We start from the raw sequence: 12,792 nt of genomic DNA, 5'->3' as shown, positions 1-12,792 counted from the left end.
CATGGCAACCGCTAAAAAGCGTGGATTGGGACGCGGGCTCGATGCTCTCCTCGGCGGCGGCGATGCCGGCACGCCATCGGTCATCGAACAAGAAGGCGAGCTGCGCTCGCTGCCCATCCAGCAGATCCAGCCCGGCAAATACCAGCCGCGCCGCCACTGGAACGACGAAGCGCTGGACGAACTGGCCGCCTCGATCAAGGCGCAGGGACTCATCCAGCCGATCGTGGTGCGCGCGATCGGCAAGAACAGCTACGAGCTGATTGCCGGTGAACGCCGCTGGCGCGCGGCACAGCGTGCACAACTCAGCGAGATTCCGGCACTCGTGAAAGATGTGCCCGAAATCGCCGTACCGGCGATGGCGCTGATCGAAAACATCCAGCGCCAGGACCTCACGCCGCTGGAAGAAGCCGACGCCATCAAGCGTCTGATCGACGATTTCGACCTCACCCATCAGCAGGCCGCCGATGCGGTAGGCCGTTCGCGCGCGGCCGTTTCCAACATGCTGCGCCTGATCGATCTGCCCGCGTCCATCAAGCGCCTGCTCGACGACGGCAAGCTGGAAATGGGCCACGCCCGCTGCCTGTTGACGTTGCCCGAACGCGAAGCCGAAAGCCTTGCGCTGGAGGCGGCGCGCCATAGCTGGAGCGTGCGCGAACTCGAAGACGCCGCGCGCAAGGCGCAGACCGCGCCCAAGGGCAAGGCCAAGAGCGCGCCCGCCCGCGACCCGAACATCGACGCACTGGAACGCGAACTGGCCGAGCGCTTCGCCACCAAGGTGGAAGTCGCGCACGGCCGCGGTGGGCGCGGCAAGCTGGTGATCCATTACCACAGCAATGACGAGCTGGAAGGGATTCTGGGCAAGATGCGCTGAAACCTGGGCTGTCACGGCGCCCTGCTAGAATCCGGCGGCTGTGCCCACACCGCTTACGCAAGACAAGGCCTTATCCATGCCGCAACTTTCCGTCGTCGTGCCCGTCTTCAACGAACGCGACAACATTCCTCCGCTGCTCGCCGAAATCGCCGCTGCGTTGCGTGGCAAGGTCGCGTTCGAAATCGTCTATGTCGACGATGATTCCAGCGACGACAGCCGCGCGGTGCTGAATGCGCAGAAGGCGAGCTATCCGGAATTGCGCGTGCTGCATCACGTCAGCCGCAGCGGGCAGAGCACGGCCGTGTGGAACGGTGTGCGCGCCGCGCGTGCGCCGTGGATAGCCACACTGGACGGCGACGGCCAGAACGATCCGGCCGATATCCCCAAGCTGCTCGCCGCACGCGATGCGGCCGACGCGGAGACCAAACTCTTCGCCGGCTGGCGTACCACGCGCCGCGACAGCTTCAACAAGCGCATTTCGTCCAAGGTCGCCAACGCGGTGCGTTCGCGCATGCTGCGCGATAACACGCCCGATACCGGTTGCGGCCTCAAGCTGTTCGAGCGCGACGTTTTCCTGCGGCTGCCGTACTTCGATCACATGCACCGCTACCTGCCGGCCCTGGTCAAGCGCGCGGGCTTTCGCAGCCAAAGCGTGCCGGTCGGACATCGCCCGCGTACCGCCGGCACCTCCAAGTACGGCATGCTCGATCGCCTGTGGGTGGGCGTCGCCGACCTGCGTGGCGTGGCGTGGCTGATGCGCCGGGCCAAGGTCACTCGCGTCGAGGAAATCTGAGCGGCATCACACCGGCCGCATGACCTCGGCGTATGCTTGATGGTCGTAGTCCCGCGAGGGAGGCCGTTTGTGAGCATCGCCGTCAAACGTATCTACGAACCGGCCACCAAGGTGGACGGTTATCGCGTACTGGTCGATCGCGTATGGCCGCGTGGCCTGAAAAAGGAAGACGCGGGCCTGGACGTGTGGGCAAGAGAAGTGGCGCCGTCCACCGCGCTGCGCCAATGGTTCGGCCATGACCCTGCGCGCTGGGAATGTTTCCGGCACCGCTACGCAAGCGAACTGGATGCACACACCTCTTTCTGGCAACCGCTGGCGACGCGGGCCGAACGGCATCGCGTCACGCTGTTGTACAGCGCGCGCGACGAGGAACATAACCAGGCCGTGGCGTTGAAGATGTATCTGGATAACTGGATCAAGGCGAACGGTGTGGGCTAGGGCGGCCGGGATTCCAGGATTCCAGCGCCGCGCGCGTCCGCTCGCGTCCCAACTCGATAAGTTCACGTGCGCGATAAAACTCGTAAGCGCCCGACACATTGCGCGCCAGCTGCACCAGCAGGTCCGGCTGATACGCGGCAAGGCGCAAGCGCGAAAGATTGGCTTGCATCAGATCCATCGACTGGCGAAGCAGATCCAACGCGCCCGGGTCGCGCGATTTGCTCTCGGTGGCCTTCGTTTCGCCACCATTGGGAAGCCATCGACCCAGCAGGCGACCGATGCCGCCTTTACCGTGGTTCTCGCTGGCGGAAATTTCCTCTGCCAATGTGGTTTCGGCAGGTCCATCGATGCTTACGGCGACCAGGTAATCGGCGGATTCGCGAATCAGGGGCGTAACGGGCACAGGATTGAGCAGCGCGCCGTCCACCAGCAGGCGTCCATCGATGGCATGCGGACGGAATAGCGTAGGTATCGCGATCGAGGCGCGAATCGCATCGAACAACGAACCACGCGTCAGCCATACCTCGCGTTCGCGTTCGATATCTGTGGCGACCGCGGTGAACGCGATCGGTAATTCCTCGATGCTGGTATCGCCGATCAAGTCGCGCAAGGTATCGATAATCTTGTCACCCTTGATGAAGCCGCCACCGGAAAAGGAAAACGACCAGTCCACCAGCTTCAGCACATCGAACCTGTCCAGCGAACAGACCCAGTCGCGATAAATATCGAGTTTGCCCATCGCATGGATGCCGCCGATCACCGCGCCCATCGAGCAACCGGCGATGGCGACGATGTCGAAACCTTGTGCCTCGAGTTCCTCGATAGCGCCGATGTGCGCCAATCCTTTCGCACCGCCCGCGCCAAGCGCCAGCGCGACGGTGGGCTTGCGGGGCATGTCCTTCGCCGCGACGTCTTTAACGCTGGTATCGGTGACAGGCATCACCGACATGGTAACGCGAGAGAACGCGTGGGGGAGGGTTACTGATACCCGCCCAGCGCCAGCTGCAGCATGATCTTCATTTCCTCGCGCAGCGGCAGAGGCGAGACGATTTCGGCATCCGGACCGTACTTGAGCACGTCCATCAAGAGCTCCCGCGAATTGGAATACGGCAGCTGCAGCTCGTAACGACCATCCGGCAGCCAGTTGCCTTTCTGCTGCGAATGCCAATGCTCGTCGGCGACCCAGCGCGCCGCATGAGCGGAGAAACGGATCGTGGCCCACGCCTTGGGCTTACCGGCGAAGATGCCGTAGCTGGAAGCGAGCAGATCGTTGAGGTCGTTCTCCGCGACATCCTTGGCGGTCGCTTCCAGCGTATGCGGTTCGGCGATGCGATCCACGGCGAAACTGCGCAGCGCTTCGCGGTCGTGATCCCAGGCATCCAGGTACCAGTTGTCGCGGTAATGCGTCAGTCGCTGCGGCGAAACGGTGCGGCGGCTTTCGCTGTTGGTGGTGCGTGCGCGATACAGAAAGCGCAGCTGGCGACGATCCAGCACCGCACCGGCGGTGATGCGGAACGCCTGCTGATCGAGTTTGCGTTCGCCCCACGGAATCACCCGGATGCGTTCGACCGGCAGCGCTTTGCCGCTGGCGCGATCCGACAGCAGATGTTCGATGCGTGCCTTGAACGGGGCGAGTGCACCGGCCAACACACCAGGGCCGCTGCGTCCGATCAGTTCATTGAGCGCCAGCAACGCGGCCAGTTCGTCGGAAGTAAGCCACAAGCCAGGCAATTCGAAGCGCTGACCTTCGGCGGCTTCGTAGCGGAAGGCCGCGTGCTCGCCACCCGCGCTCTCGATCGGCGCCCCCAGCGCATCGCGCAGAAAGGCGATATCGCGATACAGCGTGGCACGCGAGCACTCCAGCTCGTCCATCAGCCGGGGCAACGGCACCGGGTAATGAGCCGATTTCAGTAGGCGGTGCAGAGTGAGAATGCGCTCGTAGCGATCCATGGCAACGTTCGGCAACAAGATTTGTGTAGCATGAGCATGCTACGTGACGCCCGCAAGCGTGCGTGCGGACTTTCCCCGGTCCACATGGATATATCCCCACATTCATCGCAATCGGTTAGCGGCGACCTGGAAACCCCGCCCGTCGGGTTGGCGCCCATGCTTTTGGAGGTCCTTGCCCTGTGCGGGTATGGGCTGTGGATGCTGCTCGGCCTGGCTTTGGCGCTAGGGATCTACAGCGCAGGGCGTAGCGATGTCCTGGTGCCGCTGGCGCTGGGGTGCGTGTTCGTGAGTGCCGGTCTGGTGGCAGCCTGCCTGCGGTTGCCGGTGATGCCGGAGTGGCACGGCTGGCGCATCGGTATCGCACATCGCCCCACCCGCGAGGCGCTGCTGGCGCTCGCCACCTATCTGCCGATGCTGGGTCTGGCCGGCCTGGCGCGGGGCGACGAGGGCTTCTGGGCCACCCGGCTGATCAGCGTCGGCTTGATGCTCTGCAGCCTGTTCTGCATCGTGACCAGTGCCTATGGCTATCGCATCCGGCGTCTGGCGACCCAGGCGGGTATGACCATGCAGCTGCCCGTCAGCCGAGTGCTGTCGGCCTCATACGGAGGCGGGCTGTGGCTGTGGGTTTGCATCATCTTCCAGGCCAACCTTACCGGTGGGGCCGTCGAGCTCTGGCCGTGGGCGATCGGCCTGCTGCTGATGGCCATGCTGCTGGGGCTGGTGGATGGATTGGGCTGGCAGTCGCTGCGGGAGCCCGGCCTGGGCGAGCAGCGGAGGCGTACCCATGGTCTGCAATCGCGCCGCTTTCTCGCCGCCGTGCTGATCTGTGCGGTGCCCTGCCTGAGCCTGCTGCTGGTGCCGATACTTCCCGGCGGCCGTTGGCTGGCGCTCGGTGCGGCGACGGCATGTGTGATCGGTAAGAGTCTGGAGCTATGGCTCTACGACTTCGCCCTCACCCGATCGGCCGACCCTGATGCGTTCTGGCCCGGAGACCGTTTATGACGATGCGGTGCAACATTCACCGGGTATTCAAGCCGCCCCGATAAAGTGGTGAGTCCAACGGCTTTTTAACAAAGGACTCCCCCAGCGATGAAAAAGATTCTGATGACCGGTCTGGCGCTTGCCACCCTGGCCACGTTCGCTGCCCAAGCCCAGGACACTTCCTCCGGCGCACAGACCCCTTCCGGCAACTGGACCGGTTCGGGGCAATTGGGTTTTGCCTCGACCACCGGCAACTCGCGTTCGCAAAACCTGAACGCAAAGCTGAACCTGAACCAGGAAACGGATCAGTGGAAGAACAATTTCTTCTTCGACGTCTTGCGTTCCAAGGGCGACGTTAACGAGGTCAACGCGGCCGGCGCGACGATCAAACAATTCGATACCACGGCTAATCGTTACGATGGCGGCGCCTCGGTGGGCTACAAGCTCGATCCGCGCAGCTACATCGTGACCGCCGCACGCTACGACCACGACGACTTCGGCGCCAACCGCTGGCAAGGCACGTTGTCGATCGGCTACGGCTATATCGCGCTCAAGGACGATCGCACCGAGCTCTCGTTCGAAATCGGTCCCGGTTACACCGAATATCAGCCGGCGCCGGGCACCATCACGCGCAACGGCGTCACGGTGCCGTTCACCGAGCCGCGTCAGAGCGAAGTCGTGGCGCGCGGACTGGTGAACTACAAATACCGCCTCACCGACAACACCGCGTTCGAGGATACCTTCCTGATGGAAGCGGGCGACAAGAACAAGTATCTCCAGAACGATGCCGGCCTTGCCGTCAGCATGACCAAGAAGCTGTCGATCAAAGTCGGCTTCCAGATACGACACAACAGCGTCGTGCTGCCGGGCATCAAGAAGACCGACACGCTGGCGACCACCAACATCGTCTACAACATCTGATCGAGCGCGATGGCTTTATCGCCAGCGCAACACCCCTCCGCGCAAACGGAGGGGGTTTTTTATGGGCGTACGTCAGGATTTGAGGAAGGCGGCGGCGCCTTGGGCGAACAACGCTTGCGCCACCTCGTTACCCAGTTTCACGGCGTCATCGCCGCTGCCCGCGGCTTCGGCCACCAGCAAGCGTCCGCTGGATACATCGCCTACCATGCCGCGCAAATGCAGGCCGCGCTCGGTAACCGTGCACCATGCGCCCACCGGCACGGTGCAACTGCCGCCCAACGCGTGATTCATGGCGCGCTCGACGGTCACGGCCAGTCGCGTGTCGGGATCATCCAACACGGCCAGCGCTTCCAGCACGGAAAGCTGATCGGCGCGCGCTTCGATGGCGATGGCGCCTTGCCCCGGTGCAGGCAACCACGTCGGTGCAGCGAGTCGGGAGCGGATGCGGTCGTGCAGTCCGAGTCTTTCCAACCCTGCGCACGCAAGCACGATCGCCTCGTAATGGCCGGCGTCGAGTTTTTGCAGCCGGGTTCCGACGTTGCCGCGCAAGTCGAGCAATTCCAGATCGGGGCGCGCCCCACGTAACTGAGCCTGACGGCGCAGCGACGATGTACCCACGCGCGCACCATGCGGCAAAGCCGCCAAGTTGGCGTAGTCGTTGCTGACGAAAGCATCGGCAGCATCCGCGCGCGGCAGGATCGCCGCCAACGTAAAGCCGGATTCCAACTCCGCGGGCACGTCTTTCAGTGAATGCACTGCCAGATCGGCCTGCCCTTCCAGCATCGCCACTTCCAGCTCTTTGAGGAACAGTCCCTTGCCGCCGATCGTCGCCAACGGTTTATCGACGATCTCGTCGCCGCGTGTGGACAGCGGCAATAGCTCCACGCGCAGACCCGGATGGGCGGCGCGCAGCAATCCTGCCACGTGCTCGGCTTGCCATAGCGCAAGCGCGCTTTTGCGGGTTGCGATGCGCAAAGTAGTAGGGGTCATGACGGTTCCGGGGACGGCGACAGCTTCTATTGTCGCGCACCGGTCAACTCATGCGTAGCAGCTTGCGCAAAGTGGGCAGATTGCGGCGGCTCACTTCGGGACTGAAATCGGTGCCGGCCAGCCGGGCCAGCACACGGCCATCGGCAAGCGTCTTCAGACCGATCAGCCGATGTGCCGGCACCAGGCAATTGCGGTGCAGGCGAATCAGCTGGTCGGGATAGGTTTCTTCCAGCTGGCGCAGCGAATCGTCCAGCAATAGCTGATCGCCGCCTCGGTGCGCGATCACGTACTTCTCTTCCGCGATCAGGCAAATCACTTCGTCCAACGCCATCCGTATGGGCTCGCCGCGCACGCGTGCATGCAACCAGCCGACCGGTTCGTGCGGCTGCGCGTCGAGTCGTTGCCGCACTCGCTTGAGCGCATCGCGCAAGCGCTCCAGCCGCACGGGCTTAAGTAGGTAATCGACGGCGCCGAGATCGAACGCGTGTACCGCGTGCGCTTCGTAAGCGGTGCAGAAGACGATCTGCGGGCGCAGGCGATTCGCCAGTCGCGCAGCGAGTGCCTTGCCATCCATGCCGGGCATGTTGATATCGAGCAACAGCACATCAGGGTGTGTCTGGGCGAGCATCGTCAGCGCAGCTTCGCCATCGCCGACGCTACCGGCGACTTCGACGTCCTCGCACTCCTGCAGCAAGGCGGCGAGTCGCGCCCGCGCGAGGGGTTCGTCATCGACGATCAGCACGCGCATGGCGCACCTCCATCGGCAAGCGCAGCCGCACCACAAAGCGATCGCCCTGCGGCCCGGCTTCTACGCCGGCGCGCGGACCGTAGTGATACGCGACACGCTGACGCACGTTGTTCAAGCCGTGACCGCTGCCACCGATGGCCGGACCGTCGGCCAGCGGATTGCTAATTTCAATGAGCAGCATGTCCGCGTCGCGCACGCCGCGCAGAATCACTTCGCCGCCCTCGCGCAGTGGTTGTACACCGTGACGCACGGCATTCTCGACCAGCGGCTGCAACAGCAGCACCGGTAGCGGCGCATCCAGCGGTAAATCGTCGAGTTCACGCCGCACGCGCAAACGTTCGCCCAGGCGCAATTGTTCGATCGCCAGATAGCGATCCACCAACTGCAACTCCTCGCCCAGCGTACCGCTGTGTGTGTCGTGTTGCCCCAACGCGGCGCGGAACAATTCGGAAAGATTCTCCACCGTGCGCTCCGCCGCTACCGGATCCACGCGCACCAAGGCAGCCACCGTATTCATGCTGTTGAACAGGAAATGCGGACGGATGCGCGCTTGCAATGCTTCTACTTTGGCGTGTGCCACGGCAGCGAGTCGCGCTTGCCATTCGGCCAGTACGTAGAAATAACGCAGCATGGCCGCACCGAGCAGCGCAGCGATCAGCGCGTTATCGCGTACGAAAGCAAGCGACGGAGAAAGGATGAGCTGCATCTGCAGCATCGCATCCATCCACTGCGCCAGCATGCTGCCCACAGTCACGATCAGCACCATCACCAGCCAGACGCCGGCATACGGCAGCAGGCCCGGCAAACGCAGCAACCACGGCCGCAGCTTGCATAGCGCCACGCCGATCACCATCGCCAGCCACTCTACAAACAACATGCCGACGCTATAACCGCGCAAACCGCGCGTGCTTTCCGGCGCCAGCCACGCCAGCGTCACGCACAGTGCGCCGACGACCAGCAAGGCGGAAATCACCGGCAGGCTGCAAAAGTCCGGCAACGGGCTATGCGATTGAGCGGATTTGGCGGTGTGATCCGGCATGCGCGCAGTATGCCCGTAGCCGCAGCGCGTTTCAGCGCAGTCGTTTGCCGATCCAGTGGCGCAGATCGGCAATCTCCTCCGGGCTCACGGAATGAGGCATCGGATACGTATGCCATTCCACGTCGTAGCCGAGCGCATCGAGCGTGGCACGCGAATCGAGCCCGCGCTGCAGGATCACCACCGGATCGAGCGTGCCGTGGCCCCAGAAGATCGGCACCGCGGCATTGGCAGCACTGCGTTCGCCGGCGAGTGAGTCGGCGATGGGCAGGTACGTCGACAGCGCGATGATGCCGGCAAGTTTCTGCGGGTGACGCAGGCCGGCCGCCAGTGCGACGGCTCCGCCCTGCGAAAAGCCCGCAAGCAGGATGCGTTCACTGGGAACGCCACGTTCCTGCTCGCGCGCGATCAACGCTTCGACCTGCGCGATGGACTGGCGTATGCCCGCCTCGTCTTGCCGCGATACCAGATCGAAGCCGTGGATGTCGTACCAGGCGCGCATCGGCATGCCACCGTTCACTGACACCGGACGCACCGGTGCATGCGGGAACACAAAGCGCAGCGCGGGCGATTGCGGCGGCACCAACTGCGGCACGATCGGCGCGAAATCGTGACCGTCAGCGCCAAGGCCGTGCAGCCAGATGACGCTGTAGACGGGATTGGCGGCGGTTTCGTTTTCGACGGCGGGAAGCAGGCTCATAAGGCATCAACAGAAGGCACCGGAGCGGCATCGTAGCAGCCGCTCCGCGGACAGGTGGCCGACTGCCGAGCGTATCGCGCGCAAGCGGCCCAGCGAAACGGGACCCTTGGCGCTTGCCAGCCCTGCGCGCTTGGCTATGCTGGCCCGTTTCCACATATGGAGCGTTCCATGCGCCGATTGCTGCTCGCCGGCCTCGTAGCCCTCATCGTGTTGCCCGCCGCGGCGGCGACTGCGCCAGGTTCGGGATCGCTCGATCTGGAAACCATCATGGCCGCTCCGGACTGGATGGGCCACGCGGTGGAAAATCCCTATTGGAGCGTCGACGGGCGCAACCTTTATTACAGCCTCAAGCGCGACGGCAGCCCGGTCCATGACTTGTACCGCGTGGATCCAGGCAACGGTCAAAGCACCAAGCTGGATGCCGCCGCCATGGCGCAGGCCGAGGGCCCTGCCGTCTACGACCGCGCGCATCGGCATGCTGCGTACATCCTGCACGGCGACGTCTTCCTGGTGGATCTGGCCAGCGGCCGCCGCGTGCAGATCACGCGCAGCGCGCAGCCCGAATCGGCGCCGCAATTTTCCGCCGATGGCCGTGCATTGCAGTTTCGCGAGAGCAACAACTGGTACAGCTATGACCTGGCCAGTGGCGTGACCGCGCCCGCCGCCATCCTGAAATTCGCCGACGACCCGCAGGCGAAAAAGCCCGACGAACTGGGCCAGCAACAGCTCGATCTGTTCAAAGAGTTGCGCGAGAACAAAGCCGACAAGGATGCCGTGCACGCCAACCAGCAAGATTTGGCCGCCGCCGATCCGAGCCGCGCTCCGCAACCGTTCTGGCTCGGCGACAAGATCCAGCCGGTCGACACCGAGCTTTCGCCCGACGGTCACTGGATGCTGGTGGTGACGCAGCCCGCGCACCACGATGACGGCAAAGCACCGGGCGTCATCCACTACGTCACCGACTCGGGCTACACCGAAACCGAAGATGCGCGCACCTACGTCGGCCGCAACGATCCCGCACCGCAGTCGGTGTTGTTGCTCGATCTGGTTGCGCACAAGCAGTACCCCATTTCGACCGACAATCTGCCCGGCATCAAGGACGATCCGCTCAAAGCGATCCGCGCGAAGACCGTCGCGGCGCTGCAGAAAGCCGGCAAGGACGATGAAGCCAAGGCACTGAAGGCGCCCGATGTGCGCCCGGTGACGATGTACAGCATGGACAGCGGCAGCGCCGGCATCGCGTGGAGCGAGGATGGCCGCAACGTCGCGCTGGAGTTTCTCTCCATCGACAGCAAGGATCGTTGGATCGCCACGCTCGATGTCAACAAACACAGCTTGGTGCCGCAGCATCGTCTGCATGACGACGCATGGATCAACTGGATCTTCAACGATTTCGGTTGGCTGAAGGACGGCCGCACGCTGTGGTACCTCAGCGAACAGACCGGTTATTCGCAGCTCTATGTGAAGCCCGTGGATGGCGCGGCGAAGGCGCTGACCTCCGGCAAATTCGAAGTGAACGAACCGCAGCTTTCCACCGACGGTAAATGGTTCTACGTGCGCGCCAACCAGATAGCGCCATACAGCTACGACATCTATCGCGTGCCGGTGAACGGCGGCGCGTTGACGCGCGTCACCCAGTACGGCGGCGCCGATCAGTACGCGCTGTCACCGGATGACACGCAACTGGCCGTGCTGCACTCGTCGGCCTACGTGTTGCCGCAGCTCGCCGTGCAGAATGCGCAAGGCGGTACACCGCGCGAACTGACCGACACCATGAAGCCCGGCTTCACCGCGCATGCGTGGATTGCGCCGAAGATCGTCGAGGTGCCGTCGTCGCACGGCGCGGGCGTGATCTACGCCAAGTACTACGGCCCCGCGGATGAAAGCGCCGGCGCTTCGCGTCCCGCCGTGATCTTCGTGCACGGTGCCGGCTATCTGCAGGATGTCAGTGAGTCCGCTACGTACTATCAGCACGAACAGCTGTTCAACAACCTGCTGGTGCAACAAGGCTACGTGGTGCTCGATCTGGACTACCGCGCTTCCCAGGGCTATGGCCGCGACTGGCGCACGGCGATCTATCGGCAGATGGGCCACCCGGAACTCGAGGATCTGCTCGACGGCAAAGCCTGGCTGGTGAAAAACCACGGCGTGGACACGAAGCGTGTCGGCATTTACGGCGGCAGCTACGGCGGCTTCATGACCGAGATGGCGCTGCTGCGTGCGCCGGGCGAATTCGCCGCGGGCGCCGCGCAACGGCCGCCGTCCGACTGGGTTACCTACAACCACCAGTACACCGCCAACATCCTCAACGATCCGCAGCTCGATCCCGAGGCATACAAGACCAGTTCACCGATCGAATACGCTGCCAACCTGCGCGATCCGCTGCTGATCAACCACGGTTTGATCGATGACAACGTGATGGCCAGCGATTCGGTCCGGCTTTACCAGCGCTTCGTCGAACTGCACAAAAAGAACTTCTGGCTCTCGCTGTATCCGCTAGAGCGTCACGAGTTCGAGCATCCCGATTCTTGGTACGACGAATACCGTCGCATCGACGAATTGTTCGAAACCTGGGTGAAGCCGGGTGCCGCGCACTGATCGCCGCGTCGGCGATGAAGGTTGGGGTTTGCTTACGCTCTCCCCAACCCATCATCGTTTGTATCAGCCTTCATCCGCACGGCCCGCGGCGATCTCGGCGGCAGCGCGTTCGAGAATCGACGCGATACGTTGTGCTTCCGCTTTGTTCCAGTCCGCACCGCGCATCAACACCGCATGCTTCAGCGCATGCATCGCCTTGCGCACCGCCAGCGGCAGTGACAGTTTGGCGATCATGCGTGCGCTATGGCGATTGCGTTCGGTCATCGCATCGACCGCGGCGCGATTGGCTTCAAGAAACGCACGACCTTGGTCGGTGATCGCATACAGCTTGCGTCCGCCTTGCTCGTTTTCCACCGTGGCGTGCCCCATCTCTTCCAGCATGGTCAGCGTGGGGTAAACCGCGCCGGGGCTGGGCGAGTAATGCCCGTGGAACATCTCTTCGATGGTGCGGATCAGGTCGTAGCCGTGGCGCGGTTGCTGCTCGATAAGCGCCAGCAGTAGCAGCTTGAGATCGCCGTGGCCGAGCATGCGACTGCCGCCGCGCCGCCCGCCGCCTTGCAGGCCGTCCCAATCGCTGAACGCGTCGCCGCCCTGGTGATGCCCAAACGGGCCGTGCCGACCCCGCCCGCCGTGGAATTCGTAAGCCTCGTGGCCATCATCGCCGCGACCTGCCCAGTGCCCTTCGTGATGACGTTGCAGGAAGCGGTGGAACATGGAATGCCTGTGCATGACATAACTCCGATATATCGAAATGAACGACAAAAAG

Annotated in this window: 13 protein-coding genes; 6 read left to right on the top strand and 7 right to left on the bottom strand. The window is 63.5% G+C overall.

The features are described from left to right. Nucleotide 1: 1 nt before the first annotated feature. The 3 genes from QQL64_RS18110 (at nt 2) to QQL64_RS18100 (ending at nt 2,102) form a co-directional block, all read left to right on the top strand. Entirely contained in the window at nt 2-871 is an 870-nt protein-coding gene (locus QQL64_RS18110; protein WP_284402145.1) for a ParB/RepB/Spo0J family partition protein, read from the top strand. Nucleotides 872-947: 76 nt separating this feature from the next. Next, a complete protein-coding gene (locus QQL64_RS18105; protein ID WP_284402144.1) occupies nt 948-1,664 on the top strand; it encodes a glycosyltransferase in 717 nt (238 codons plus the stop codon). A 69-nt stretch (nt 1,665-1,733) separates the two neighbouring features. Beyond that, the gene (locus QQL64_RS18100) at nt 1,734-2,102 is read left to right on the top strand and encodes a DUF488 domain-containing protein (RefSeq protein ID WP_284402142.1); all 369 of its coding nucleotides are present in this window, start codon (nt 1,734-1,736) and stop codon (nt 2,100-2,102) included. Here the strand turns inward: QQL64_RS18100 and QQL64_RS18095 are convergent. Beyond that, nucleotides 2,080-3,042: a patatin-like phospholipase family protein gene (locus tag QQL64_RS18095; protein ID WP_284402250.1), complete on the bottom strand. Its 963-nt coding sequence runs from the start codon at nt 3,040-3,042 to the stop codon at nt 2,080-2,082. The genes QQL64_RS18100 and QQL64_RS18095 overlap by 23 nt on opposite strands. A gap of 38 nt (nt 3,043-3,080) precedes the next feature. Beyond that, complete coding sequence (locus tag QQL64_RS18090; RefSeq protein WP_284402141.1) at nt 3,081-4,052, bottom strand: helix-turn-helix transcriptional regulator; 972 nt, start codon at nt 4,050-4,052, stop codon at nt 3,081-3,083. 156 nt (nt 4,053-4,208) lie between these two features. Here QQL64_RS18090 and QQL64_RS18085 point away from each other — a divergent pair, with 156 nt between their 5' ends. Beyond that, complete coding sequence (locus QQL64_RS18085; RefSeq protein WP_284402140.1) at nt 4,209-5,054, top strand: hypothetical protein; 846 nt, start codon at nt 4,209-4,211, stop codon at nt 5,052-5,054. A gap of 87 nt (nt 5,055-5,141) precedes the next feature. Then, on the top strand, nt 5,142-5,954 hold the full coding sequence (locus tag QQL64_RS18080) for a DUF481 domain-containing protein (RefSeq protein WP_284402138.1): 813 nt from the start codon (nt 5,142-5,144) through the stop codon (nt 5,952-5,954). A gap of 72 nt (nt 5,955-6,026) precedes the next feature. Here the strand turns inward: QQL64_RS18080 and hemC are convergent, their stop codons facing one another. The 4 genes from hemC to QQL64_RS18060 are packed head-to-tail and all read right to left on the bottom strand — an operon-like array spanning nt 6,027 to nt 9,428. Further along, the gene (gene hemC, locus QQL64_RS18075; RefSeq protein ID WP_284402137.1) at nt 6,027-6,944 is read right to left on the bottom strand and encodes a hydroxymethylbilane synthase; all 918 of its coding nucleotides are present in this window, start codon (nt 6,942-6,944) and stop codon (nt 6,027-6,029) included. 43 nt (nt 6,945-6,987) lie between these two features. Beyond that, on the bottom strand, nt 6,988-7,692 hold the full coding sequence (locus QQL64_RS18070; protein WP_284402136.1) for a LytR/AlgR family response regulator transcription factor: 705 nt from the start codon (nt 7,690-7,692) through the stop codon (nt 6,988-6,990). After that, nucleotides 7,670-8,731, bottom strand: coding sequence for a sensor histidine kinase (locus QQL64_RS18065; protein WP_284402135.1), 1,062 nt, complete (start codon nt 8,729-8,731; stop codon nt 7,670-7,672). The genes QQL64_RS18070 and QQL64_RS18065 overlap by 23 nt, the downstream gene beginning before the upstream one ends. A 31-nt stretch (nt 8,732-8,762) precedes the next feature. After that, a complete protein-coding gene (locus QQL64_RS18060) occupies nt 8,763-9,428 on the bottom strand; it encodes an alpha/beta hydrolase (RefSeq protein ID WP_284402133.1) in 666 nt (221 codons plus the stop codon). Between the two features lie 168 nt (nt 9,429-9,596). Between QQL64_RS18060 and QQL64_RS18055 the strand changes: the two genes are divergently transcribed. Next, the gene (locus QQL64_RS18055) at nt 9,597-12,026 is read left to right on the top strand and encodes a S9 family peptidase (protein ID WP_284402132.1); all 2,430 of its coding nucleotides are present in this window, start codon (nt 9,597-9,599) and stop codon (nt 12,024-12,026) included. Between the two features lie 63 nt (nt 12,027-12,089). Here the strand turns inward: QQL64_RS18055 and QQL64_RS18050 are convergent, their stop codons facing one another. Next, nucleotides 12,090-12,755: a PadR family transcriptional regulator gene (locus QQL64_RS18050; RefSeq protein WP_284402131.1), complete on the bottom strand. Its 666-nt coding sequence runs from the start codon at nt 12,753-12,755 to the stop codon at nt 12,090-12,092. Between the last annotated feature and the right edge of the window lie 37 nt (nt 12,756-12,792).

Origin of the sequence: Dyella lipolytica, from assembly GCF_030160075.1 — a bacterium.
Lineage (GTDB): Bacteria > Pseudomonadota > Gammaproteobacteria > Xanthomonadales > Rhodanobacteraceae > Dyella_B > Dyella_B lipolytica.
This window is presented reverse-complemented; position numbering and strand designations above follow the sequence as displayed.